Source organism: Priestia sp. FSL W8-0524 (genome assembly GCF_038005965.1).
GTDB classification, from domain to species: domain Bacteria; phylum Bacillota; class Bacilli; order Bacillales; family Bacillaceae_H; genus Priestia; species Priestia zanthoxyli.
In genome coordinates, this window is record NZ_JBBOUG010000001.1 from 45,083 (window position 1) to 71,195 (window position 26,113).

The following is a 26,113-nucleotide window of genomic DNA, read 5'->3' on the forward strand; positions in this document are numbered from 1 at the left end:
AAGATCTTTTTCTTGTGCTATAAACAAGGAAAGCAGGGAAGCGAGGGAAGAATGTGAAACACGGAAGAATGGGGCTGCGAAGCATCACGGTGCTGCTTGTATGCATGGTGGTAATTCTATCGCTATTGTTAACGGATTTATTAGTTAGCAGTTCAATTGGAAAAAACATCCGAGATCAACAGGCTGAAAAAGCTCGGACTATTGCTACAATTATTTCAGAATCAACGAACGTGAAAAAAGGACTAGAGACAAAAACACCTCAGTCAATTCAGGAATTTACTGAACGAATTCGTAAAAAATCAAGCGTCTTGTTTATCGTTGTTATAGATATGAATGGAATCCGCCAATCTCACCCAGATCCTAAAAAGATAGGAAAGAGGTTTGCCGGAGGCGATGAGCAAAAATCATTGCACGGGAAATCTTATGTATCTGTATCAAAAGGAACGCTTGATAAATCTCTGCGCGCTTTTGCACCTATTTATAATGAAAAAAATCAACAAATTGGCGCAGTGGCTGTGGGGATTTCTTTGAATAATGTAAATGAAGCGATTAGAGATGGGCATCGTCGAATTGTTTTAGGTTCATTAATTGGCTTACTTGTAGGCGTTCTTGGTGCTATTTTATTAGCGAATTACATAAAGAAAATTTTATTTGGCTTGGAACCTTCTGAAATTGCTAAAATTCTAGAAGAGAGAAGCACCATGCTGCAGTCGGTTCGTGAAGGAGTGATAGCTGTTGATAAAGAAGGTAATATTACACTTGCTAATCGTTCTGCACGCCGCTTATTTGTTAAAGCAGGGTTAGCACCAGAGCCAATCGGTTTGTCTATTCGAGAATATATGCCCACCTCCAGATTGGACGACGTTTTGTCTACGGGGGAATCTCATTATGATGAAGAGCAAGTCATAAATGGAGTAGCCATTGTAGTTAATAGGGTTCCGCTAGTGGTAAACGAAGAGATTGTAGGAGCACTTTCTACGTTTCGGGATAAAACAGAAGTTAATATCTTAGCAGAACAGCTAACAGGTGTTAAAATGTATGTGGAAGCGCTTCGAGCACAATCGCATGAATTTATGAATAAACTTCATGTGATTTTAGGAATGGTGCAGATGAATTATTATGATGAGCTAAAAACGTATATTCATCAGCTTGTTAATCATCGTGTCGATGAATCTAGTTCAGTGACTAAATCTATTAAAGATCATGCGTTGGCAGGGTTTCTCATGGGCAAAATGAGTTATGCTAGAGAGGAAAGCGTAGAACTGACGTTTTCCGCTGATGAAGTTATTCCAGAACCTTCAGATCCACACGTTACTCATCATCTCATTACCATTATTGGAAATTTAATTGATAATGCAATTGATTCAGTTTGTCATCAAGCCTCTAAAAAAGTGTCCGTTATGCTTGTGTATAAAAACAATAAGCTTACGATTCAAGTTACGGATACAGGCTGCGGCATTCCTTCCGATACAATGAATCAGATTTTCAAGAAAGGCTTTTCTACAAAAGGAACGAGCAGAGGGTTTGGGCTGCATTTAGTGAAGCAAACGATTGATGAACTAGGTGGCCAAATCGTTATTGACTCATTTATAAATAGCGGTACCACATTCTATATTGATATTCCGTACGAAACAAGGAGAGATCAAGTTGATTAAAGTATTAATTGTTGAAGATGACCCAATGGTTGCTCAGTTTAATCAAAAGTACATTGAAGAGATAGAGGGGTTTACAGTGGTCGCTGTTGCTCATTCGGGTCATGAAGCCTTAGTGAAGGTAAATGAATATCAAGTTGATTTAGTACTGCTTGATATCTTTATGCCTGGGCAAAATGGTTTGAGAGTTTTACAAGAGATTCGAACAAAGCAAGAGGAAATAGACGTCATTTTTATCACCGCTGCTTCGGATGCCCAAACGATTCAGCAAGCTTTACGCTATGGAGCGATTGATTATTTGATTAAGCCTTTTACATTTGAACGCTTTTATCAAGCACTTTCGGCTTATAAACAAACATTTCGTACGTTAAAACAGCAACCTCAGCTTAATCAACAGGAATTAGACGGGCTGCTGTCTAATAAAAAAATAAAAGAAGCTCCGGTAGAGCCGTTGCCTAAGGGTCTAACGACAGGAACATTAGAAGTCATCGTAGAAGCCATTGTGCATCTTAAAGATCACCCTTTTTCGACCGATGATGTGGCTGAAAAAACGGGAATTTCAAGAGTGTCTATTCGAAAATATTTAAAATTTCTAACAGATATAGGTCTTCTTGGAGAAAGAATGACTTACGGCACAATAGGACGTCCTGTGTATGCGTACTTATACAATGAACAAAACCGTCACTTGCTGCATCACTACCTCGTTGACTTTGAAAAATAAAAAGATTTACCTGTAGAGACGTCCGGTGCTATTTTGTCGGTGTGAGAATATTTTACTGTAGAGTGCCGGTGAGTTAAGTGGTATGGTTGATAATAACAAAGGAAAAAAAACAAGTCGTTTGACTGAAAAAGAGGTGGTTTCTTGATTGAAAGCATAGAACGCTTGACTGAATTACTGTTATCAGGGAATCAAGATGAAGCTTGGAATATTGTGTGGAAAAAAAGACAGCAGGGTTTCGACACATTTTATATTTTTCAGCAATTCATTTCAGTGTCAATGGCTCAAATCGGTATGATGTGGGAAGAAGATGAAATTTCAGTGGCTGATGAACATTTAGCTACTACTACCTGTGACTATGTTTTGTCACGCTATCAATTGTGTATAAGACAAGAAGTTATTAAAAGTGAAAAAAAAGGTCTGTTTTTGTGTATAGAAAATGAACAGCATTTTTTAGGTTTAAAAATGATTTCCATTCTCTTTGAAGAGCACGGATGGCAGACGAAACTTTTAGGAGCAGATTCTCCGCTTTTACATGCAACGCACGCTGTTGAACAATGGAAACCTGATTTAGTAGGAATCTCGTTCAGTTTAACTCATCATATAGAAAAAGCAAACGAATATATAGAAGGATTAAAAAAGACAAAACATCAGCCGCTTATTTTAGTTGGAGGCCGAGTAGTTTCAAACTATAAGTTTCCTCTTGTTCAAACAAATCAAGTTCGATTTATTGCACAGCTAGAAGAGTTGAAAGAGCTTTTTCATTATCAATCAATTAGGGGGATTAAGGTTGTCGACTATTAAATATGCTCCGCTTCCTGCTTTTATTATGGATGAGGAAATGAATATTCTAGCGCAATCTGATGAAGCAGCCGCTTTATTCGGAGAGGTTCAACATTTTTTAGAAATTGTTGATGAAGATAGTCAGAACAAAGCTAGAAAACGATTAGGAAAGAAGGAAAAAATAAAAACAGAATTAGTCATGCATTCGCGTAAAGCTAAGATGTCTCTTTATACCGTGAATTGCAAATGGGAGCAAGATAAGGCGCATGTAATATGTGTAGAGGAAGATTCTCAAATTAGAATTCTCTCAGAAAAAATCGAACAGCATACAGCGCGTTTATCTGAAACAGACTTAGAACTGCTGCTGCAAAAAGAACGATTAGAAAAGGCCATGAACCGAGTTATAGAGCTGTCGGGACCGTTTATTCATTTATCGAACAACATGGTGCTTATACCTCTGTTTGGCGATTTATTTGAGGAAGTCATCATGAAAAATGAACATCGGCTGCTCAGACAAATAGATGAGGAAACGGTTGATCGAGTTATCATTGATTTTAATGGAATCGGTCAAATTGATGAACGAGGTGTTGCAGCCCTAGAACATTTAATATGGGAATTTCAGCTAATGGGCGTACAGATTTATTTAACAGGTGTGACACCCGATCACAGTCAATGGCTTCACCAGTATCATTTTCAAGCAAATGTAAAATCTATTAGTAACCTAGGTCAGGCCATTCATCAATTTTTTACAACGGCATGAAATGGCTACAAAAAGTGAACACTTCATATAAAGGCAATAAGACAGGGGATCAATACGGATAAACAGGTGATTAAAATTTGGTGAAACACGCGCGTAAAGTAGCTTTAAGAATTTCAATTATATATATCATTATTGGCGCTGTATGGATCTTGATATCTGATAATATATCTAGAACATTAGCGCAAGGTCGTTTTGAAGTATATATTTTTTTTCAACAATACAAAGGTTGGTTTTTTATTTTAGCTACGGGCATTATTTTGTATGGGTTGGTATATAGGAGAGCTTATAAACTAGTGGAGTCCCAGCAAGAGCTCGTAGTGAAAGAACACGAACTTCAAACGAGCAATCAGCACTATCAATCTTTGTTCAAACATAATCCTGATGGTGTTTTTGAAATAAGTAAAACGGGTGAAGTACTTCTTGCTAACCCGGAAGGTGAAGCAATCGTTGGATACTCCAGTGAAGAACTGCAAAAGATGAAACCTTCAGCTCTTATCGCAGCTGAAGAGTTTGATATGTGTAAAGAGTATTTTAAAGAAGTGCTGAATGGAAAAGGTGCTAAGTTCGAAATGAATGTGATCAATAGAAAGCGAGAAAGACGGTTGCTTAGGTGTTCTTTGCTTCCCATTATTGTTCATAAGCAGGTAGTAGGTGTATTTATGATTGCACGCGATATTACTACATACCGTCAAGATGAAGAGCTTATGATAACCTCGGAAAAAATGTCGGTTATTGGACAAATGGCAGGTGCCGTAGCACATGAAATTAGAAACCCCCTTACTTCTTTAAAAGGTTTTGTACAGGTTATGCAAGCCTCTAAGGAAACAAATGACACATATTTAGATATCATGATGTCTGAAATCGACCGCATCAACTTAATCTCCAGTGAAATGCTCATTCTTGGAAAAAAGCAGCATGTATCTTTTGAAAAGACCAATTTATGCGAGATTTTAAAACAAGTTATTACGCTAATGGAAGCGCAGGCCAATTTAAATAATGTTTCTATTTTATTGAAAGAAACAGCAAAAAGGCCTATTTATGTTTCGGCTGATGCAAATCAGTTGAAACAAGTGTTCATCAATGTGATCAAAAACGGTGTAGAAGCTATTATTGAGAAAGGCCATATTACAATAACAGTTGAAGAAAAAGATACACGAGCATTGATTCACTTTGAAGACAATGGAATCGGAATGAGTCAAGAGAGGATTGAACAAGTAGGGACGCCGTTTTATTCTACAAAAGAAGCTGGAACGGGCTTAGGGCTGGCCGTGTGTTACAAAATCATGGAGCGTCATCAAGGTACCATGCATTTTAAAAGCGGTAAAGGAAAAGGGACAACGGTTACTATTGATATGCCAATTACAGAACGAAACAGCCGCCTTTCGTAGTTCAGAGAGGCGGTTGTTTTCTTGAAAAAGATGAAGTAAGCAGCTGAGCCCTTTGCGTCCGGATCCATATAGGACATAAAACCTCCTTCTTATACAAGTTTTCGTCCATAATAAAGAGGATCATATTGTTTTCTATAGAAGCAATAGTGTATCATAGTTGAAGCTATGTATATCGATGTAGAAAAGTTAAGGCAACAATCGACTTTTCTACTGACGGATTGACAGGGTCCCTTGGGATAAGGAAGGTTTATTTATAAATAGAAATTAAGGTCAGTATTAACGCACATGGCCACTGATACATTCGTTTAATTGAAATAAAAAAATCGTTTATAATATCGAGAAAAGCATGGAAAAGGAGATAGATATGAGTCAGTTTATAGAGACTTTACAGCCTTTTTTACAAGAGGCGTGGAAAAAAGCAGGGTTCAATGAGCCTACTGCCATTCAAACGAAAGCTATTTCAGAGATTTTAGCTAATAAAGATGTAATAGGAGAATCCCCAACGGGAACAGGAAAGACACTGGCATATTTGTTGCCTGTCTTACATCGCATTCAGCCGGGACCATCTCATGTTCAAGCGGTTATTTTAGCATCTTCCCATGAATTAGTTATGCAAATTCATGGTGAAATTCAAACTTGGTCGCAGGGAAGCGGTATTTCAAGCGCTGCGTTTATTGGCGGAGCAAATATGAAACGGCAATTAGAAAAACTCAAAAAGCGCCCTAATATCATTGTTGGTACCCCAGGACGTTTGAACGAATTAATTAAAATGAAGAAATTAAAAATGCACGAAGTCAAAACAATTGTGATTGATGAAGCGGATCAATTGTTTGTACCTGAGCATGTTCAAACGGTTCAACAGATTGTAAAAATGGCGTTAAGTGATCGTCAAATCCTAGTCTTCTCAGCTACTGTATCAGAACGTACCAAATCGCTAGCGAAAGACATGATGAACCAGCCTCTTGAAATAGAGGTAGGAAGAGATGAACTCCCAGCTTCGAAGGTAGAGCATGTATACATCAAAAGTGAAGCTAGAGATAAAGTGGACGTGCTTAGAAAACTAGTTCGTCAAGAACAAATGAAAGCTTTAGCCTTTTTTAAAGGGATTGATACTCTGATCGAGTTTGAAGAAAAATTAACATTTAAGCGTGTAGAAGCAGGCTCTTTACACAGTGAAACGAAAAAAGAAGATCGTGCTACGACGATTAAAGGGTTTCGAAAAGGAGATTTCCCTGTCTTATTAGCAACGGATGTCGCAGCTAGAGGATTAGACATTAAGGGATTGACGCATGTAATTCATATCGATGTTCCTCAAGATGCAGATCAATACGTACATCGCTCAGGTAGGACAGGCAGATCGGGAGCAGAAGGTACAGTCATTTCTCTTGTCACTGAACGAGAAGAGCGAAATTTAAAACAAATCGCACGTGAACTTCAACTTTCATTAGCGAAAAAAGAGCTTTATATGGGCGAAATCGTCGATGAAGGTACAAAAGAGCAGTCCCGTACAGCTAAAAAACCTTCAAAAAAGCCATTTAACAAGAAAAAGAAACAAAAAGGTCGGATGTAAACTAGGTATTCTTCCTTTTTATAACAGCAGTGTCACAACCTAAAAAGCAACGTCTACTGCTTTATTACAGCAGCTTGGCGTTGTTTATTTTCTCTATTTCCCCTGTATAAATAAGTAAAAAAAGAGAAATGTAGATATTTTTTCCTAGGTATGAAAATAGTTTGAATGATGGATTTTGTTTTTTGTAACCTTATTTTAACATTACTTTAAGAGACTTCTAATAAAAGAGGAAGAAGGACGTGGGGACATTTTATGGATGCAATTGATGATCTCTTTGACGACATAGAGCGAAGAAGAAAAAGCAAAGAATATAGTCGAGATGCAGATCAATTAGAATCATATTTACATGAAGTTCAACGTATCATGGAATTTCTTGAAGAAGGTATCTATCTGTTTCAAAATTCGCACCAACAATATGCGTCAGATTGGTCAGGGCGTTCTAAGAGCTCATATGAGGATATTTATAATGATATTACGCAATCTACTTTTCATCTGTACGACGTAAGGGATGAATTGTTTCAAACTTTACGCTTAGAAATTTCACGATTAAGAGAGCTAGCATCGGCGTAATAAATAACATTATCGACTCACTCCTTTAGAAAGTGAGTCTTTCCGTATAGGCTTAAAAAATGTTTGGATGATGACTGAAGGCTTACAAGAGATAGGGGGACGGACATACATGGAGATAAAAGTAAATCCAGAGGTGCTGCAGACATTTGCAGAGCGAATTCAACAGTCTCATTCACAGACGGCTGATGCACTTCAAAAACTAAGCTGGGAAGCTACAAATCTACATTTCTTGTCTGTTGCAGATATTGATAAAGTGCTGGACTTGCAGGAAGAGTTACAGCATATGATTCGCAAACTTGATTCGCTAACGGAAAATGCACATTTATTAGTAAAAGACACTGCGGAGCAAATGAGAAAAGCAGATGGAGAGCTAGAAGGCTCTTCAGGCTGGACGGAGTTTTGGTCGAGCGTATGGAGCGATGGGAGCGCCCATTCGCAAGATACGTGGAATGATATAAAGAACTTAAAAGAATGGAACACGTATGACAATATGCATAGAACGATTGAAAAACCTCTAGGTACTCTTAATGTTATGTGGAATTCGCTTTCTATGTCTTGGGAAGAAAAAGTAGTAAATGGTTCTACATGCAGTCGAACGGAATTTTTTACTTATGGGGTTATTCAAATGGGATTGGGCATTTTAAGTCAGGAGATGAATCCTTCAAACATTATGTTTAGTGACAGCACAGAGGAAGTGAAGAGAGAATGAATGAAGTATATGATGGCGCTGGAAGTGAAATGGTACAGTTCCTTACAGGGTTGTCTCAGCAATGAAGTATACATTTAACTTATTAGAAAAATCGTTAATTGAAGCAATGAAAGATAATAAAAAAATTGCTCAATTTTATAAAACTTTAATGAATAGCAATTTATGGCTAGTTGTTAGCTCAGAACATGTAGCATCAGATATATTAATTGCAGAGCACTACGTTCAGACGATGAAAAGTGCAGCGTATCGATATTTACCTGTTTTTTCGTCAAAATATCCGATTGAACAGATGCTAAAAGATGAAAAGACCGTATGTGTATCATTTAAGGATATGCTGCCTGTATTAAATGAAGAAATAGCCATATTACTTAATCCTGACACGCCTCTCTCAAAATTATTCATCCCGGAAGAAATAAGAATGTTAAAAGAAGATCAAAATTATTTTAAGCAGTAGCCAAGGCGATAACAAGCACATGTCCTTTTTTCAAGCATGTCTGAATCTTAAATAAATAGGATATATATAGGCAGGGCCTTAAACAGGCTGCTGCTTTTTTATTACTAGTAAATAGTTCTATAGATAATAAATAGAAATGTAATTTAATAGTCTTATAGTTTTTATTTTCCTTTAAATAGGTACCTATAGATTAGATGGAAAAGGTTTAAATGAGAACAAAATCTTGGTTTTTCAGGTTTTATTTGCATTTTTTAGGGGTATTTGTAGATACATATTCTCATTTTTGGAGGCTTTTGCAAGTAACCTTTGACCTTATCACTAGAGTTTCTTACAATAATAGTAAATATATAAACCGAAGGAGAGATATGTATGTCAGGAATTATTCGCGTAACACCAGCAGAGCTTCGCGACATGTCAGGTCGCTATACTAACGAAAGCGGTCAAGTTCAAGAACTAGTAAGCCGTCTTGATACAATGAAAAATCAACTTCAAGATATGTGGGAAGGTGCTTCAAGCGAAGCGTTTGCTGCTCAATACGAAGAATTAAAACCTTCTTTCGTTGAAATGTCTAACCTACTTACAAAAATTGCTAAGCAATTAGACGACTCTGCAAATGTTCTTGAAGATACAGATAACCAAATCGCTAGCCAAATCCGCGGTTAACTTCATCTAATAATCTAAGTGAAGTAATAAAAGGAGCGCCCCATTCTCAAAAGATGAAGGCGCTTTTTCTATGTTTTGAGGTGATGAAACCCTATGTATATAGAAGTAACAGTAGACTTAAAGCACTATACAGGTGATCGGTTCGATTTGCGACTATCAAACTATCATTCAATCAAAAAAGTAGTCGAGATCGTTTGGCAAGCTAAAAAGATTACTCAATCACCAAAGGACGGTGCGTGGATACGTGTTTCAAATAAAAATCTTATTTTCTCGGGAAATGAGACGATGATTAACTGCGGAATTACCACAGGTGATTGTATCGAAATTCTCTAAAGGAGTCTATTAGAATGTCAGAGAAGAAACCGACTTACTTAGAAGAGCAGCTCGAAGCTGTAATGACACGTCATAATAATGAATATACATTTGTTTTTCAAAAAGAAAAAATTCGACTTGATCGTTCTGTTGAAATTGAAATGTTAAAGGATGTAAACACGGCTTTTCAAAAAGAAATCATGATGAGCGATGATGAACTCAAAATAACAATTAAGCCTACCTCTGAATTTCAACCTTTTACAGCATTAAGGGGAAAAGAAGAACAGCAAAAGTGGCTGTTTGCAGATCAGCTTATCAAAAAGGTAAAGCAGCATTCTTTTTCAAGGCTGCATTTGTTGATTTGTCCAGAAAATATCATTTTTGATAAAAGTTTAAGTCCTGCTTTTTTACATTATGGAGTGAAAGAAAGTTTACCTCCTTATGAGCCTAACGAGGAACAAAGCTTTCAGGAGTTAAAGGCTACGATAGCGGCGGCCGTTGACTCATCGCATACATTTGAACAGTATTTTAAGTTATACGAGACCTTGCAATTAAAAGAAGACGCTAAAAAAATAATGCATATCAGCAATGAGGAAGAGTTGAGTCAATTTGTTCAGCATAAGCTAACCCAAATTGAAAAACATCAAAAGACACTTGTTCAACTTCCTCAAAAACGCTGGACCATTTTTAAGTTTTCATCTGTCGGTATACTTGTCTTATTAATTCCAGCTCTTATTTATACTTTTTATTCTTATTTTTTTGCTCAGCCGAAACAAGAAGCATTTGTAGAAAGCAACGAATACTTTCTTGAAAAAAACTACAGCAAAGTAGTCGACACACTTGAAGATTACGATATTGAAAGTATGCCTAAAATTGTGCAATACGAAATAGCAACCTCCTATCTTGTTAATGAAAAGTTGGGAGAGGAGCAAAAGGCAAATGCTTTAAAGACTATTACGCTTCAGTCAGATCCTCAGTACTTTGCCTATTGGTTTTACATTGGCCGAGGAGACAACAAAAAAGCTTTAGAAGTGAGCCGGTTGTTAGAAGAACGTTCGTTAATTATCTATGCATTAATGAAATACGAAGGTCAGCTAAAGACAGACAACGATTTAGCGGCTGATAAAAAGCAAGAAGAGCTTGATAAAGTAGCGAATGAACTGGAAGAATTCAAGAAAGAAAATGATCAGCAAGAAGCGGAAGCAGCCAAGCAGCAAGAAGAGAAACAGGCTGAGGAAGCACAGGCGGCCAAGCAGCAGGAAGAAGAACAGAAAGCTGCAGAAGCCGAGAAAAAGAAACAAGAAGAGCAGAAAAAACAGCAGGAAGATCAATCGAAGTAGGGAGGTAGTTGTATGAATATGCTTTGGATAGTTAGTGGGCAAACGTATCAGCAGCTGCCTATAGATTTTAAAACCTTTCGCCAAGCAACGGTTGGAAACACTCAGCATCAAACGTTTACTTTTTCCTATCCGTTTGAGAAAGGGCAAATGACGCTGTCATCTGAAAAGAACGGCCCGCTCTTGATTTCCTATGGAGAAGAAAGGATAGCAGAGCTATCTGTTTCTGAGTCGTTTGTATGGCGAGAACAAGGACAGGCTTTAACCTTTGCCCTTACAGAGACGGCTGTTAAAGAAGCTGTCTATTATATTGATTACGGATCAGAAGTCTCGTTTTCCACAAGTGATGAAGCAGCTGATGTGTATCAGCAGAAAGAAAAGTATGTAGTAGAGCCAAAAGAAGGATTTTACTTATCAAAGATAAACGGGAAGTGGAAGGTCTTTTATAACCAAGAACGGCTTTATCTTAATGGACACCGAATAGAAGAGAATAGGAACCTTCAGCCCGGAGATCTTATTTTATGGTCTTCTATGACGATTCAATTAATCGAAAAAGATTTGCTGAAGATTCAAAGTTACTATGATTATGCATCTAAGCTTCCGGCTACGGCACAACCTATTTCTGAAATGAAAAAGAAGTACCCGGTTTATAGACGGACACCGCGCATGATATATGATTTGCCTAATGATAAGGTGAGCTTGTCCTTTCCGTCTCAAGACAATGATGAAAATAACCGAAGCTTATGGCTTACCATTTTACCCCCATTAGTCATGCTTTTAGTCATGGGTACGGTATCGATTATTCAGCCCAGAGGAATTTTTATTATTATATCTGTCATGATGTTTACGACCACGCTGATTGTATCTACCGTTCAATATTTCAAAGATAAAAAACAGCGCAAGAAGCGCCAAGAGCGTCGTCGTCGAATTTATACAAAGTACTTAGAGAACAAGCGCGAGGAATTACAAGAACTAGCATCAGTTCAACGAGATGTATTATCTTATCATTTTCCAACGTTTGAACGAATGAAATATTTAACAGAACAGATTTCCGATCGAATTTGGGAACGAACTGTGGAAAGCAGTGATTTCTTACAGGTGCGTCTTGGAAAAGGAACAGTTCCTGGAAGCTACCAAATTTCGTTAAATAGCGGAGATATGGCTAATCGAGAAATTGATGATTTGCTTGAGCAGTCTCAGCACATGGAAAAAGTCTATCGAGAAGTCAAAAATGCGCCTGTTACCGCTCACTTAGGTTTAGGCTCTATCGGTCTGGTAGGAAAGATGAAGACGGTGAAGAATGAACTGCATCAGCTTGTAGGACAGCTGGCATTCTCCCACAGTTATCATGATGTGAGATTCGTATTCATTTTTGATGAAGAAGAATATAAAGAGTGGGAATGGATGAAATGGCTCCCTCATTTTCAGCTGCCTCATTCTTTTGCGAAAGGCTTCATTTACAATGAACAAACGAGAGATCAGCTTTTATCTTCTATTTACGAAATGCTGAGAGAACGCGACTTAGATGAAGCAAAAGGAGAAGGGGTTTTCTTGCCTCACTTTGTTTTTGTTATTACGAATCAGCAGCTAATTGCAGATCACGTTATCTTAGAGTATTTAGAAGGGTATCACCCTCATCTTGGGTTCTCTACGATATTTGCGGCAGAGACGAAAGAAAGCTTAACGGAGCATGTTCACACACTCGTTCGTTATATTAACGAATCCGAGGGGGATATATTAATTCAAAAGCAAAAAGCTGTGAATATTCCATTTCAGCTTGATAAACACACGCTTGATTATAATGAAAGATTTGCAAGGATGCTGCGGACATTGGATCACCAAGTGGGCATGACCAACTCAATTCCAAATAGCGTTTCATTCTTAGAATTATTTAAAGCAAGAGAAATTGGTGAGCTGGATATCGTGCAAAGGTGGCACACCAATGAATCAGCTAAGTCGCTAGCGGTTCCAATTGGTTTAAAAGGAAAAGAAGATATTGTTGAACTAAATCTTCACGAAAAAGCTCACGGCCCTCATGGATTACTTGCAGGTACGACGGGGTCAGGGAAAAGTGAATTTTTACAAACGTACATTCTTTCTCTAGCGGTGAATTTCCACCCCCATGAAGTCGCATTTTTATTGATTGACTATAAGGGCGGAGGAATGGCTCAGCCGTTTAAAAACATGCCTCACCTGCTTGGAACCATTACAAATATTGAAGGAAGTAAGAATTTTAGTACAAGAGCCTTAGCTTCTATTAAAAGTGAATTAAAGCGGCGCCAACGCTTGTTTGATAGATATGAAGTCAATCATATTAATGATTATACAGATTTATATAAGCAAGGTATGGCAGAAGAACCTCTGCCTCACTTATTCTTAATCTCGGATGAATTTGCTGAGTTAAAAAGTGAAGAACCAGAGTTCATTCGCGAATTAGTCAGCGCGGCGCGAATTGGACGTAGTCTAGGCGTTCATTTAATTTTAGCAACACAAAAGCCAGGCGGTGTTATTGACGATCAAATTTGGAGTAATGCGCGCTTTAAAGTAGCGTTAAAAGTCCAAGATGCCGCTGATAGTAAAGAAATCTTAAAAAATGCAGACGCTGCTTCTATTACGGTGACGGGTCGAGGCTATCTGCAGGTTGGAAATAATGAAGTGTATGAACTGTTTCAGTCAGCTTGGAGCGGCGCGCCGTACATGGAAGATACGTATGGAGCTGAAGATGAAGTAGCCATTGTCACGGATCTCGGGTTGATTCCTTTATCTGATGTATCTACTCAGCAGACGTCATCCAAACAAGCGGAAGCAGAAATTGATGTTGTGGTGCAAAAAATCGAACAAATGCAGCAGGAATTAGGTATCAAAAAATTAAATAGTCCATGGCTGCCGCCTCTTAAAGAGAGATTGCTTCGCAGTGAGTACAAAGAGAAGCGAGACGGCGTATTCCCAATTGGCTTAATTGATGAACCTGAAAAGCAAAGTCAAACGGTATATAACTATCAGCTGATGGACGATGGAAACATTGGTATATTTGGTTCGTCAGGATACGGTAAATCGTTTACAGTCATGATGTTGCTTCTTAGTCTAGCTGAAAGACAGAGCCCAGAGCAGCTTCATTATTACATTTTTGACTTTGGGAACGGTACGCTGCTGCCGCTTCGTCAGCTGCCTCATACGGCGGATTATTTCTTAATGGATCAAATGCGTAAAATTGAAAAATTCATGACGATTATCAAACAAGAAATCGCAAGGCGAAAGCAGTTATTTCAACAGCAGGAAGTTAGCAATATCAAAATGTATAATGCTTTAAGTTCAGAAGAGCTTCCTCTAATTTTTATCACGATTGATAATTTTGATCTTGTCAAAGAAGAAATGCAAGATCTAGAAATGCAGTTCACGCAGCTTGTGCGTGACGGTCAGTCTTTAGGAATTTATATGATCTTTACCGCGACGCGCGTGAATTCTATTCGTCAGTCACTTATGAATAACTTGAAAACGAAGGTGGTTCATTACTTAATGGATCATTCAGAAGCGTATTCTATTTTAGGACGTACGCCGTATGCGCTAGAGTCTATTCCAGGCCGGGCTATTATCAAAACGGATCAACCTTATTTTGCACAGCTGTTTTTACCTGCGGAAGGAAAAGATGATTTTGAAATTTTTGATGCAGTTAAGCTGCACATTCAACGATTAAAGAATCAATACGCTGATGCTATTCTTCCGGAGCCGGTGCCAATGCTGTCATCGAAACTTGTACTTGCCGAATTTATGACGGACAGAAGAGTTATTCGCGAAAAAGGAGTTATTCCTCTTGGGTTAGATGAAGAGTTTGTTCGACCGGTGCATATGAACTTTACGAAAAATAAGCATTGTATCGTCATGGGGCAGACGCAAAAAGGAAAGACAAATGTAGTGAAAGTCATACTGCAAACAGCGCTTGAACAAGGCGTGAAGCAAATCGGACTATTTGATTCGGTTGACCGTGGTTTATCAAGCTATGCAGCTGAAGAGCAAGTTGTTTACATGGAAACAAAAGAACAGATCGTCGACTGGCTTGACCTAACCGAAGAACGATTGCAGCGACGTGAAAATAAGTATTTGGAAGCAGTGCAGGAAGGAACCGTACACGGTCTTTCATTTGCCCCAATCATGCTTGTAGTAGACGGATTTGTACGATTCCAGCAAAACTTAGACAGTGTCTTGCAGGATCGTATTACAAAATTGATGAAAAATTATAGCCACCTGGGCTTTAACTTGATTGTTGCAGGGAACAACAATGAGTTTTCAAAAGGATTTGACGCGTTAACAACAGAAGTGAAGCAAATTGGCCAAGCTGTGTTGTTGATGAAGAAAACAGAGCAAAGCTTATTTACACTTCCTTATGACCGAAAAGAAGCCGACGTTAACCCTGGCTTCGGTTATTATATTAAAAGTGGAAAAGAAACAAGAATTCAAATCCCGCTATGTGTAAGTGAAAGGAAGATCTTAACATGACCGAACAGCGTAAGTATACACTTAAAGTCATATTAGCTGTTGTTTTAATTTTGGCTCTTCCTTCTTTCTTTTTCCAGTATATTGGAGACAACCCGCTACAAGTCACAGAAAACTCAACAAGAACGATTGCGGTTGTTAACGAAGATAATGGAGTAAAAGAAAACAGTGAAAAAGCGATAGAATTTGGAGAAAAAGTGACTCCTCTTTTACAGGAGGGGTCGGATTATCAATGGACCGTGCTTGGACGAAGCGCAGCTACAAGCGGTTTACAGAATGGGAAATATGATGCGGTTATTTATATTCCCTCGACTTTCTCACAAAATATTTTATCGTATCAGGAAAAAAAGCCAGAAAAAGCTACTTTGGAATACAAAGTTCAAAGCCAGCTTAACGCAGTTAATAAGGAAAAAGTAGTAGGGGAATTAGAAGATGCTACTACAAAGGTTAATAATGAAATGTCCTCTTTGTACTGGAGTTATGTATCACAGGAAGTGGATAAGGTACGCGGACAGTTCGATAAAATTCTAAATAAAGAAATCGCCTTTCAAAAAACAATGGTCGCTTTTTATAAACCGAATTCAAAAGATTTAGCAGGTGAATTAAATGATCAAAAGAAAATTCTTCAGCAAATCCAAGATAATGTAAATAAAGCAGAAAAAGGTTCTAGCGACAGACAAGGCGACGTAGAACAGGTTGAAAAGAATTTAAACAGCTTCATTGAATATGTAAATCAATATCAAACATATCAAGAAACACAGAAACAAATGCTTGAAAAAACGCAGGCTCAAAGCGTCGCTGCGATTCAACAAGGGTTGTCTTCCCTTGAATCTAATCAGCCAAGCTCTAAGCAAAATTTTAATGAGCAGGCCAATCAAGTGTTTAGTGGCTTATCTTCCATTCAACAGCAGCTGGATGAAAATCAAAAAGCCGTTGGAGAACTTGGAGATCAACAAGCAGATAACGTCAGTGAACAAGAAAAAGCTCTGCAAGATTTGAACGGCCAAATCATCAGTTCATACAAACAGCAGTCTGAGCAAACAACCTTAAATCAAATTGAAAGTAAGCTAAAGCCGCTTCGTGCGCAGCTAGAGACAGCTTCATCAAATGATAGTGGTGGAGGCTCAACAGATCCAGGGGAAAGTGATGGAACTCAGCCAGATCCTAATCAAGACGGAGAGACGCCAACGGACCCTGGAGAAGGTGACGGAACTCAGCCAGATCCTAATCAAGGTGGAGAGACGCCGACGGATCCTGGAGAAGATGATGGAACTCAGCCAGATTCCGGTCAAGGCGAAGGAACGTCAGAACCAATTCAAGTGGATTTATCTCAGCAAACAGCAAAGCTTGATGATATATCAAAAGGGCTTGAAGACTTAGAACAGCAGCTCCAAGGAATGGTAAATGAAACACCTGAAACACCTGAAACACCTGAAGCGCCTGAATCATCTGAAACACCTGAGGGAACAGAAACGCCAGAAACGACTGAAACACCGGACACATCAGGTACATCCGATGCTGTGAAAAGTGCGCTTGAAAAAGTGGCTAATCTGAAAACACAGGTACAGGCAGTCAAAGATGAGCTGCAAAATGTAACCGTTCAGCCTGAAACTTCAGGAGAAAATACGGATGCGCTGAAGCAGAAAATTGTCAGCTTGGAAGCAGACGTTGAGTCTTTGACAGCACAGAAAAACAAAGCAGAGAAAGACTTAGAAGAAGCAACCAAGTCGTCGAGCAGTCAAATTGCTAAGCTTCAAGAAGAAAATGAACGATTAAAAAAAGAGAATGAAAAGTTGAAAGAAGACGGCAAAAAACCTTCTAAAGGCAGTGCGGATGTTGATGGTCTCATTACGATGATTAAAAACAAAGAAGATAAAATCTTATCTTCTCCAAACCTTTCAGCTTCTCGAAAGGAAAAGCTGAGCAATACATTCTCAGGTAAGATTAAAAGCAGCAGTGCCGAAAATCTGTTAAAGTACTACGGTGATTTATCGCAGTATGATTTGACTTTAGCTCAAGTAGGAAATATAGACATACAGAACAGCGTCCTTAACAATGACTCTATTAAAGGAAGTTTGCAGCAGGCGTTAGCTGGAACCGTTTCTTCTCAAGACGCGCGTAAGCAAATCCAACAAAACCTGTCTCTAACAAAAGAAGAGTTAGCACAGTTCCAAAGTTCAGTGCAAGATTTTGCTGATCAATATGGACAAACAGTTGATGCTGAACAAGCATCGATTATGGAAGAGCTATCAGCTATTCAAGAAAAAGCAAATGCAATGAATCAAGAGCTTCAATCTAGCGCAGGTGAAGATCAAGCATTAGAAAAGAAAGAAGCTCCGGACGTAACAGGCTTAATGACGCTGCAGCAAAGCATGGGTCAAGAGTTGAAGGGAATGAACGAACTCATTTCATCTTTAGGTGAAAGACAAGCTAATGTTGTCACGTACACAGATGAATTGCAGAAGCGTGTAAATGAAGTTCAGGATAAGGCTGACACGCTTAACAGCAAGTGGGCCCAAAACGTGGATTCAACGAAGTTGGTGCGAGGCCAGGTATACCGCTTGTTAAATAATACATTAGTAGATGGACAGAATAACGATTACGTTTATCATTATTTAGCAAATCCTCTTCAAGTAAGCGGTGAAGTGCCGGCTGAAAAAGTAAAAGAGGTTCCACCGGTTGTCATTTTGGTTATTATCTTAATCAGCAGCCTACTAATTGGCTATTTCAGTCAATACTACCGACATGCACCGATGCTTGTAAAAGGTACGCTCTTTGGATTATTGAATTTGATTGTAGGGTTAATGGTAAGTATCTTTAGCCTTAATATTTATTCGTTATCGGGAGACCGGGCAATGGAATGGTCAATCTTTACGATCGTCTTATTGCTTGCTTCATCTACACTTGTACGTATTGCTTTCTTATTAGGAAGCTTCGCTGGATGGGTGACGACAGTAGGGTTGATTTTATTTTATATTACCCCGCTTCTTAACTTATCTATGCCAAACTTTAATTACGAAGATCCAGTATCTAAAGTGTACATGTCCATTCAATATGATACGCAGTCTCTGTTTGGACAGGCGCTTATTGTATTACTGGGAATGACTGCCGTTTTAAGTGTTCTGCCATCTATTATTCGTGCTTTAAAGACGACTAAAGAGGTTGAAAATGATGAAACCTATAGTGCTTAGTAAGAAGATTGGAAGTGTTGTTCTTATTTTTTCACTTTTTTGTTTCCCTATAGCAGCAGCGGCTGAAGCTGATGATGGAAACGTTGAAGAGATTAAACCAAATGTATATAAAGATGATCCCATTAACTTAGACCCCGAATCTTTGCTAGAAAATAAAAAAGAAGTAGGAAATATTCCGGAGGAAATAAAGGATCTTACATTTGAAAAAGAGGAAGATGCAGAGAAAGAGAGTTTAAAAGAAAGTCTTTTTGCGAACGCATCAGCTGAAGATAATACGATTTCTGCGAAAGCAAAAGAATATAACTTGTTTTCTTCTAAAAACACTTCCTACAAGAAAGATCGGACAGAACAAACGGCTTCTGAAAAGTCATCAGATCTACAATGGTTTTATTTATTATTGATTGGTGTGGGGGTTGTTGTATTATTTGTGGTTTTAATACCGCGCATTAGCCCTCAGCCTTCTGTGAAAAAATGAAAAAACCTCGCTGTTAATCAACAGCGAGGTTTTTGCGTATAGACGTAAATTTACAGGCGGCGGAAGCCTTCTTCAAACAAATAATCTTCTGCTTCTTCGTAAGATAAAAATGCTGCCTCTAAATTCAAGCCAGAATAAATATTCCACAGGTCATCTTCATGAACAAGTAAAAGCATTGCATTGTCTGGGCCGTTCCAGCGCTGTTCATTTCCATTCCCTACAATAGCTTCTTCTCTAGCTGTATCAGGAAGGGTAGACAAAGATTCAATAGAAGCTTCAATAATTGATCGAAGATCTTCTTCAGTGTAATCACGGATATTCACAAGACCTTTGTCATTTGTTTCATATCCTTTTAAAAAACCTGCATATACAAATCCATTTCCGTTAGGATGCAGATGATGCACAACAACCGTTTTATCGTACACGCTTTCTTCATAATGAAAATTCACGCGTCCTAAAGATACATCTTTTCGATGCAGCTCTGGAAACGATGAAATAATAGCTAATTTTTCGTCAAAACTAAGCATAGACAATCCTCATTTCTATTTAAATCATTTCATTTTCTGAAATGGTATAAGCTCTTTTACGATTCGGTTGATTATACCATATATAAAGAAAGACACATAATGCTTTTTCCAGTGTGGACTTTTAAAAATATAACCCTTCGCATAAAGCAGCCGCCACTGTAAAGAAGAACACATCTTTTTCACTATAAAACTTAACAAAAAACAGGCAGGGAATTCACAGTGAAAAAATAATATAAAGAGGTGGAAGGAAACGAGTTTTCAAACCTATCATAAGGAGGAATAAAAAAGTGAGATTACATGCTCTGTGTAAAAAAACATGGGTAATGTCCCTGCTTGTTTTTGCTCTTGTAGTGAGCTTAACTCCTGTTAGTCAAGCAGCGGCATCTTTATCTGTGTCACAAGCTCTTGAAAATCAAAACAATAGTGTACAAGCTGTTAAAGGATATGTAGTAGGTCAACCTACAGGCACATCTACAGTTATTACGAGCAATTACCCAAACGATTATGCACTTGCTCTCGCTGACAGTGCAAATGAAACCAACACAGACAAGATGGTATACGTTCAAATTCCTTCAAATTTGCGAAGTACATTTGGACTTCAAAGTCGCTCGGAGTTAAAAGGGAAAAGTCTTACTGTTACGGGCACACTCACCCCTTACTTTTCACACCCAGGAATAAAATCAGTTACTTCTATCAGTACAGAAACAGGAGGAACTGATCCGACTCCAGACCCCACAGAGCCAACTGTTCCAGTAGAAGACTATTATCGTACCGCAGCTGGAAAAACAGGAAACACCTTAAAAACACAGCTTCATAACATTATTGACCATCACACAGAACTTTCGTATTCAGCCGTATGGGAAGCTTTAAAGAAAACGGATGAAGATCCAGCTAACGCAAATAACGTTATTTTGCTCTATACGGGGCGTTCACAGAGTAAGAGTACAAATGGAGGCGGAGTGGACGATTGGAATCGTGAGCACGTCTGGGCAAAGTCTCACGGGGATTTTGGAACAGCTATGGGTCCTGGAACAGATCTTCATCATTTACGTCCAACCGATGTGTCTGTAAATGGTACGAGAGGAAACTTAGATTTTGATAACGGAGGGACGGAACATAGCGAGGCACTCGGAAATTATTTTGACAGTGATTCATGGGAACCTCGAGATGAAGTAAAAGGTGATGTGGCTCGTATGTTGTTTTATATGGCCGTACGCTATGAAGGCGATGTAAGTGATGAGCCTGACTTAGAACTTAATAACACAGTGAATAATGGCACTGCTCCTTATCATGGGAAATTATCTGTGCTTCTTCAATGGAACGCCGAAGATCCAGTAGATGATCGAGAACGACGCAGAAATGATATTATTTATTCAGACTATCAGCATAACCGCAATCCGTTTATTGACCATCCTGAATGGGTGAATGAGATTTGGAACTAATGTAGGAGGCGTCCTGGCGGGGCGTCTTTTTTTTATAAAAGAAAAAGGAAAAAACTAAAATCCGCCGAATACCTATAGGTGATTTTGAAAAAATGGAGGGAAGCTATGAAACAGCTATGTAAAAAAGGATTGGCTTTTATTTTGGTGCTCATTTTTGTTAACGCTTTCATTTTGAATCCACTTAATGGAGCGGCTGCCGTAGATGGAAAATCAATGAATCCTGGTTACAAAACCTACTTAATGGCGCCTTTAAAAAAGGTAACAGACTATACAACATGGGAAGCGTTTGAGAACGATTTACGCAAAGCGAAACAAAATGGATTTTATGCGGTGACAGTAGACTTCTGGTGGGGAGATATGGAGAAGAACGGCGATCAGCAGTTTGATTTTTCCTATGCTCAGCGCTTTGCTCAAGCTGCTCGTAATGCAGGTATAAAGATCGTTCCTATTATTTCTACTCATCAGTGCGGCGGTAATGTTGGAGATGATTGTAACGTTCCGCTTCCGTCTTGGGTATGGAACTTAAAAAGTGATGACAGCCTTTACTTTAAATCTGAAACAGGTACGACAAATAAAGAAACGTTAAGCCCGCTTGCAACTGACGTTATTTCTAAGCAATACGGAGAGCTCTATACGGCATTTGCGCAAGCGTTAGCACCTTATAAAGACGTGATTGCTAAAATCTATTTATCCGGAGGCCCTGCAGGTGAAATTCGTTATCCGTCCTATACAGCAGCAGACGGAACCGGCTATCCGTCTAGAGGAAAATTTCAAGTGTATACGAACTTCGCCAAAAGCAAGTTTCAATCATATGCTTTGACTAAATACGGTTCACTCGCCGGCGTCAATCAGGCATGGGGAACCAATTTAACCTCTGCATCGCAAATTTTACCGCCATCAGATGGCTATCAGTTCTTAAAAGATGGTTATTCAACAGCTTATGGAAAAGATTTCTTAGCATGGTATCAAGGAGCTTTGGAAGATCACACAAAACGTATTGGACAGTTAGCTCATCAGGCTTTTGATGCCACCTTTAACGTACCAATCGGTGCAAAAGTGGCGGGAATTCATTGGCAGTATAATAATCCGACGATTCCTCATGCTGCAGAAAAACCTGCTGGATATAATGATTACAATGCGCTTTTAGACGCTTTTAAAACAGCTAAATTAGATATAACGTTTACGTGCTTAGAAATGACGGACAGCGGAAGTTATCCCGAATATTCTATGCCAAAGACGCTTGTACGCCAAGTAGCAGGTATTGCGAATGCAAAAGGAATTGTTTTAAACGGGGAAAATGCTCTAACTATAGGCAGTGAAGATCAATATAAAAAAGCAGCTGAAATGGCCTTTAACTATAATTTTGCAGGATTTACTTTGCTTCGTTTCTACGATGTCATTAACAATGATACGCTGATGGGGCAATTTAAAAATACGCTGGGCGTTACACCAGTTGCGCAAACGGTTGTAGTAAAAAATGCGCCAACTGCGGTAGGAGAAACGGTTTATATTGTTGGAGACAGAGCTGAGCTAGGTCAGTGGGATACGTCCCTTTATCCAATTAAATTAACATATAATTCATCTACAGCCGATTGGAGAGGCACCGTCTATTTTCCTGCGAGTCAAAATGTTCAATTTAAAGCAATTGTGAAGAGAGCTGATGGCTCGTTAAAAGCATGGCAGCCTTCGCAGCAATATTGGAGCGTGCCGTCAACAACAGCAACTTATACAGATAATTGGTAAACAAAGCCGCATAGCAAACGCTATGCGGCTTTGTTTTGAACATAAGAATTATTTCCAGTTCGCTTGAATAAACTCATCTCGACCAGACTTAGCGCGGTCTTCTTTATAATGCTTTGGATTTTTCTTGTGGAAATCTTGGTGATACTCTTCCGCTTCATAAAACGCAGAGGCAGGAAGGATGCTTGTCACGATTGGTTTTTTAAAACGTCCGCTTTTTGCGACCTCTAGCTTTGTCTCTTCAGCTTCCTGCTTTTGGCTATCGTTATGGTAAAAAATTGCTGTTCGATACTGCGAGCCTCGATCTTGGAATTGACCTCCATCATCTGTTGGATCAATTTGCGGCCAATAAAGATCTAACAAACGTTTATACGGAAACACTTCAGGGTCAAATGTGATTTGAACCACTTCGTAATAACCGCTTGTGCCAGATTTTACTTGCTCATAGGTAGGGTTATCCACAGTTCCCCCCATATATCCTGATACAATGCCGTGAATACCTTCTAGCTCTTCAAATGGTGTAACCATACACCAGAAACATCCACCTGCAAATGTAGCTTTTTCCATACGTAATCCCTCACTTAATCCGTTGTTATGAAGGGTATTATAACAAATTTATATTGAAACAGCTAGAAAAGGGTTTGTAGGTTGTGTAAAAGCTGTGGATAAAGATAAATATCCACAGCTTTTACACAATAAACTCGGCTATGTTGAAGATTGAAAAATGCAGGAGAGAAGAAAGAAAAAATGATAGAATAGATGAGGTGTATATATCGATGTAGCAGAGATTAGGCGGCAGAAGCAGGATCTATGCGGCATCTAGATAAATAAAGTTAGTACGTTAGTAACAAGAGGTAAGAAACAGCATATTCGCGCTGTTAAATAAATATACAAAGATAATAGGAGAGTTGAATATGTTACAAGATAATCTCATCCTAGAGCACTATGGATTAAATGAATTAAATTTTGATACGATCAAAAGCTACCGGGATCGATTTGCTGAAGTAAAACCAGCTCATCCTTGGAATGCGCTTGAAACAAAAGAGTTTTTATACAAAGTAGGAGCATGGGGAAAGGTAAGAGATACCCATAAAGAAGGAGTTACGCTCGCAGGCCTGCTTTTATTCAGTGAAGAACGGATTATCACAGAAGTTTTACCACAATACTTTTTAGAATACCGGGAAAGTAAAGGGAATGAAGAATGGACAGAGCGTTTTACCTCTCAAGACGGGACGTGGTCAGGAAATATTTTCGATTTTTATTTCCATATTCATGAAATTGTTCGCAATAGCGAACCCCAGTCGTCAATCGCTTCCTCTTTAACAGAAGTTTTAATCAATATGCTTATTCATGCAGATTATAATGGCGAGGGCGGCGTTATTTTAGAAAAGCAACCTTCTCATTACGTTTTTTCTAATCCAGGTCTTTTGTTAGTACCTACAGATTCAGTTTTTAGTAAAACCGTTAGTCAGCTTCGAAACCCGAATATCGTTAAGCTATTCAGTTTACTAGGGCTATGTGAACGTTCGGGCTCTGGCTTGAAAAAAGTGAAGCAAAACTGGAGCTTGCATCATTATAAAAAGCCTTCTGTTGATCAAGATGTTTCTATGCATCGTACGGTAGTCACGTTATCTCTGTCCACTCAAGAAAGACAGGTTAGTTCTTCTGAAAAAGACACTTATCATACGTCTGTAACTGATTTGGGAAATAATTTTAAAAGTGTCGAAAAATATCAAAACATACCTGAAAACAATGTCGAAAATAACTCCTATAATAAAAATAAAGACTCTTATAATAAAGATTTATTAGAGGAGTTAAACTCATGTAATAACGACAATAACTCTTATAATAAAGAAGAAAACTACTATAATAGTGAACTTAACTCATATAATAAAGATGATTACTCCTATAATAGTTATCAAAGCTCCTATAATAAAGAATCGGAAGATGGTTCTTCTAATTCAGTGAATGGTGAGGATATTGATACCAAGCTATGGGATATTGCAGCGCTGGCTCGTGAAAAAAAACGGCTTTCGCCTAATCAGATGGAGCATATTATTCTTGAATTATGCAAAGAAAAACCGCTCATGCTTAAAGAGTTTGCTTATTTACTAGAAAGAACGCCGGATGGAGTACGTAATAATTATTTAACAAAGCTATTACGAAAAGGACAATTACAGTTGAAATATCCAAATCAGCCAAACCATCCAAAGCAGGCATATTTATTCCATAAGAAAGATACAGGGAAGTAAATCAAGCAACCGCTAGAACAAATAAAGATTAGGCTGAAAAAATTGATAAGGGAGAGTTTGCTGAAAGCTACAGATCTAAGGGAGAAATTCACCATAAAGTTGCCAAGCTGCCAGACTCTCTTTATATGAGTTCTGGCTCGTATAAAGGAGGAAATAGAGTGTGAAAAGCAAGTGCGTTCTTATTTTTCTGGTGGTTGTATGGCTGTTTAATATGGGGAAAGGAACAGGATGTGGATCAAAGGTGAATGCAGAGATGAATATACCGCTGTCGACGTGGGTGTGGGATACAAAGAAATGGATGTTGGACCAAGAAGCTATCCGTGAAAAACTTCAAGAAAAAAAGGTGACAAAGGTTTATTTACAAATTGACGCTCATCTTTCACCTTCTGTATATAGGCATTTTATCCAACAAGCGCAAGTCCAGGGTATAGATGTCTACGCACTTGACGGCGCTCCTTCTTGGATAGGGCCTTCTGGTATAGAAGAGCAAGACGCATTTTTTAATTGGATAACAGCTTACCAAGCAGAAGCGGAAGAACAACAGCAATTTTCAGGGGTTCATTTAGATATAGAGCCGTATTTGTATAAAAGCTGGAAAAATAATCGAGCGAAAAGTATTCTGCAGTATCAATATGTTATTTCTCAAGCTGCAGTACAGTCTCGTCAGTTACACTTGCCGCTTGCTGTAGATATACCGTTTTGGTTTGACGAAGTTCCATTCAAAAATAGCAACGGTTCCGGTTCGCTGGGGCATTGGATTATTCAGTACGCTGATGAAGTCACAATTATGTCGTACCGAAACCATGCAGATAAAGAAGACGGTATTGCTGACATAACGCAAAATGAACGCAAGTGGGGACGTGTACTATCCACTCCGATTGAAATAGGGGTAGAAACGATGGCTTCAGATGAAGGGGAATACATTTCTTTTTCTGCTAAAGGAGAAGAAAAGATGATGCAAGAGCTGGGTAAGTTGCTTACGAAGTGTCAAGCTAAAAACCCTCCAAGCAGTATAGCTGTTCATCATTTTGATAGCTGGCTACAGATGAAACCATGACAACGAAAAGACCGCTGCATCA

Annotated in this window: 21 protein-coding genes; 19 read left to right on the forward strand and 2 right to left on the reverse strand. The window is 38.6% G+C overall.

The window, feature by feature from the left end:
* Positions 1-68: 68 nt before the first annotated feature.
* From dcuS to essA, 15 genes are all read left to right on the forward strand, one after another.
* The gene (gene dcuS / locus NST66_RS00225) at positions 69-1,655 is read left to right on the forward strand and encodes a DcuS/MalK family sensor histidine kinase (protein ID WP_049166327.1); all 1,587 of its coding nucleotides are present in this window, start codon (positions 69-71) and stop codon (positions 1,653-1,655) included.
* Entirely contained in the window at positions 1,648-2,373 is a 726-nt protein-coding gene (locus NST66_RS00230) for a response regulator (RefSeq protein WP_028412480.1), read from the forward strand. The genes dcuS and NST66_RS00230 overlap by 8 nt, the downstream gene beginning before the upstream one ends.
* A gap of 141 nt (positions 2,374-2,514) precedes the next feature.
* Positions 2,515-3,174, forward strand: coding sequence for a cobalamin B12-binding domain-containing protein (locus tag NST66_RS00235; protein WP_028412479.1), 660 nt, complete (start codon positions 2,515-2,517; stop codon positions 3,172-3,174).
* On the forward strand, positions 3,161-3,913 hold the full coding sequence (locus NST66_RS00240) for an STAS domain-containing protein (protein ID WP_033580723.1): 753 nt from the start codon (positions 3,161-3,163) through the stop codon (positions 3,911-3,913). Before NST66_RS00235 ends, NST66_RS00240 begins: the two co-directional genes overlap by 14 nt.
* Positions 3,914-4,206: 293 nt before the next feature.
* Positions 4,207-5,301: an ATP-binding protein gene (locus NST66_RS00245; RefSeq protein WP_224980631.1), complete on the forward strand. Its 1,095-nt coding sequence runs from the start codon at positions 4,207-4,209 to the stop codon at positions 5,299-5,301.
* Positions 5,302-5,665: 364 nt separating this feature from the next.
* Complete coding sequence (locus tag NST66_RS00250) at positions 5,666-6,871, forward strand: DEAD/DEAH box helicase (protein ID WP_028412476.1); 1,206 nt, start codon at positions 5,666-5,668, stop codon at positions 6,869-6,871.
* A 252-nt stretch (positions 6,872-7,123) separates the two neighbouring features.
* Positions 7,124-7,441 (forward strand): hypothetical protein, encoded by a 318-nt coding sequence (locus NST66_RS00255; protein ID WP_013055102.1) that lies wholly within the window; start codon positions 7,124-7,126, stop codon positions 7,439-7,441.
* 109 nt (positions 7,442-7,550) lie between these two features.
* Positions 7,551-8,150 carry a WXG100 family type VII secretion target gene (locus NST66_RS00260; protein WP_028412475.1) on the forward strand — a complete coding sequence of 200 codons (600 nt, stop codon included), beginning with the start codon at positions 7,551-7,553 and terminating at the stop codon, positions 8,148-8,150.
* A 61-nt stretch (positions 8,151-8,211) separates the two neighbouring features.
* The gene (locus tag NST66_RS00265) at positions 8,212-8,604 is read left to right on the forward strand and encodes an SseB family protein (RefSeq protein WP_033580724.1); all 393 of its coding nucleotides are present in this window, start codon (positions 8,212-8,214) and stop codon (positions 8,602-8,604) included.
* 369 nt (positions 8,605-8,973) lie between these two features.
* Positions 8,974-9,267, forward strand: a complete 294-nt coding sequence (locus NST66_RS00270) for a WXG100 family type VII secretion target (protein WP_028412473.1) — start codon at positions 8,974-8,976, stop codon at positions 9,265-9,267.
* 93 nt (positions 9,268-9,360) lie between these two features.
* Positions 9,361-9,600, forward strand: a complete 240-nt coding sequence (locus tag NST66_RS00275) for an EsaB/YukD family protein (protein ID WP_025752817.1) — start codon at positions 9,361-9,363, stop codon at positions 9,598-9,600.
* A 14-nt stretch (positions 9,601-9,614) separates the two neighbouring features.
* Positions 9,615-10,919: a type VII secretion protein EssB gene (gene essB / locus NST66_RS00280; RefSeq protein ID WP_048021601.1), complete on the forward strand. Its 1,305-nt coding sequence runs from the start codon at positions 9,615-9,617 to the stop codon at positions 10,917-10,919.
* A 12-nt stretch (positions 10,920-10,931) separates the two neighbouring features.
* Entirely contained in the window at positions 10,932-15,410 is a 4,479-nt protein-coding gene (gene essC / locus NST66_RS00285) for a type VII secretion protein EssC (RefSeq protein WP_340843018.1), read from the forward strand.
* Positions 15,407-18,598 carry a type VII secretion protein EsaA gene (gene esaA, locus NST66_RS00290; RefSeq protein WP_340843019.1) on the forward strand — a complete coding sequence of 1,064 codons (3,192 nt, stop codon included), beginning with the start codon at positions 15,407-15,409 and terminating at the stop codon, positions 18,596-18,598. Before essC ends, esaA begins: the two co-directional genes overlap by 4 nt.
* The gene (essA, locus tag NST66_RS00295; RefSeq protein WP_033580728.1) at positions 18,576-19,073 is read left to right on the forward strand and encodes a type VII secretion protein EssA; all 498 of its coding nucleotides are present in this window, start codon (positions 18,576-18,578) and stop codon (positions 19,071-19,073) included. The genes esaA and essA overlap by 23 nt, the downstream gene beginning before the upstream one ends.
* 50 nt (positions 19,074-19,123) lie before the next feature.
* Here the strand turns inward: essA and NST66_RS00300 are convergent, their stop codons facing one another.
* The gene (locus NST66_RS00300) at positions 19,124-19,600 is read right to left on the reverse strand and encodes a hypothetical protein (RefSeq protein ID WP_328158095.1); all 477 of its coding nucleotides are present in this window, start codon (positions 19,598-19,600) and stop codon (positions 19,124-19,126) included.
* Between the two features lie 287 nt (positions 19,601-19,887).
* Between NST66_RS00300 and NST66_RS00305 the strand changes: the two genes are divergently transcribed.
* Positions 19,888-21,042, forward strand: coding sequence for an endonuclease (locus NST66_RS00305; RefSeq protein WP_049162755.1), 1,155 nt, complete (start codon positions 19,888-19,890; stop codon positions 21,040-21,042).
* 105 nt (positions 21,043-21,147) lie between these two features.
* Positions 21,148-22,785 carry a family 14 glycosylhydrolase gene (locus tag NST66_RS00310; RefSeq protein ID WP_033580731.1) on the forward strand — a complete coding sequence of 546 codons (1,638 nt, stop codon included), beginning with the start codon at positions 21,148-21,150 and terminating at the stop codon, positions 22,783-22,785.
* Between the two features lie 48 nt (positions 22,786-22,833).
* On the opposite strand, the gene msrA is transcribed toward NST66_RS00310, so the two are convergent.
* A complete protein-coding gene (gene msrA, locus NST66_RS00315) occupies positions 22,834-23,349 on the reverse strand; it encodes a peptide-methionine (S)-S-oxide reductase MsrA (protein ID WP_028412466.1) in 516 nt (171 codons plus the stop codon).
* Positions 23,350-23,696: 347 nt separating this feature from the next.
* Between msrA and NST66_RS00320 the strand changes: the two genes are divergently transcribed.
* Positions 23,697-25,034, forward strand: coding sequence for an ATP-binding protein (locus NST66_RS00320; RefSeq protein WP_328158092.1), 1,338 nt, complete (start codon positions 23,697-23,699; stop codon positions 25,032-25,034).
* A 160-nt stretch (positions 25,035-25,194) separates the two neighbouring features.
* A complete protein-coding gene (locus NST66_RS00325; RefSeq protein WP_155008624.1) occupies positions 25,195-26,091 on the forward strand; it encodes an amidase in 897 nt (298 codons plus the stop codon).
* The last annotated feature ends 22 nt before the right edge of the window (positions 26,092-26,113 follow it).

Excerpts from the sequence above, each read along its gene's own strand:
- NST66_RS00265 (WP_033580724.1), top strand. The coding sequence starts at position 8,212 with ATGAAGTATACATTTAACTTATTAGAAAAATCGTTAATTGAAGCAATG.
- NST66_RS00310 (WP_033580731.1), top strand. The coding sequence starts at position 21,148 with ATGAAACAGCTATGTAAAAAAGGATTGGCTTTTATTTTGGTGCTCATT.
- essA (WP_033580728.1), top strand. The coding sequence starts at position 18,576 with ATGATGAAACCTATAGTGCTTAGTAAGAAGATTGGAAGTGTTGTTCTT.
- NST66_RS00255 (WP_013055102.1), top strand. The coding sequence starts at position 7,124 with ATGGATGCAATTGATGATCTCTTTGACGACATAGAGCGAAGAAGAAAA.
- essB (WP_048021601.1), top strand. The coding sequence starts at position 9,615 with ATGTCAGAGAAGAAACCGACTTACTTAGAAGAGCAGCTCGAAGCTGTA.
- NST66_RS00260 (WP_028412475.1), top strand. The coding sequence starts at position 7,551 with ATGGAGATAAAAGTAAATCCAGAGGTGCTGCAGACATTTGCAGAGCGA.
- essC (WP_340843018.1), top strand. The coding sequence starts at position 10,932 with ATGAATATGCTTTGGATAGTTAGTGGGCAAACGTATCAGCAGCTGCCT.
- NST66_RS00250 (WP_028412476.1), top strand. The coding sequence starts at position 5,666 with ATGAGTCAGTTTATAGAGACTTTACAGCCTTTTTTACAAGAGGCGTGG.
- NST66_RS00270 (WP_028412473.1), top strand. The coding sequence starts at position 8,974 with ATGTCAGGAATTATTCGCGTAACACCAGCAGAGCTTCGCGACATGTCA.
- dcuS (WP_049166327.1), top strand. The coding sequence starts at position 69 with ATGGGGCTGCGAAGCATCACGGTGCTGCTTGTATGCATGGTGGTAATT.
- NST66_RS00300 (WP_328158095.1), bottom strand. The coding sequence starts at position 19,600 with ATGCTTAGTTTTGACGAAAAATTAGCTATTATTTCATCGTTTCCAGAG.
- esaA (WP_340843019.1), top strand. The coding sequence starts at position 15,407 with ATGACCGAACAGCGTAAGTATACACTTAAAGTCATATTAGCTGTTGTT.
- msrA (WP_028412466.1), bottom strand. The coding sequence starts at position 23,349 with ATGGAAAAAGCTACATTTGCAGGTGGATGTTTCTGGTGTATGGTTACA.
- NST66_RS00275 (WP_025752817.1), top strand. The coding sequence starts at position 9,361 with ATGTATATAGAAGTAACAGTAGACTTAAAGCACTATACAGGTGATCGG.
- NST66_RS00320 (WP_328158092.1), top strand. The coding sequence starts at position 23,697 with ATGTTACAAGATAATCTCATCCTAGAGCACTATGGATTAAATGAATTA.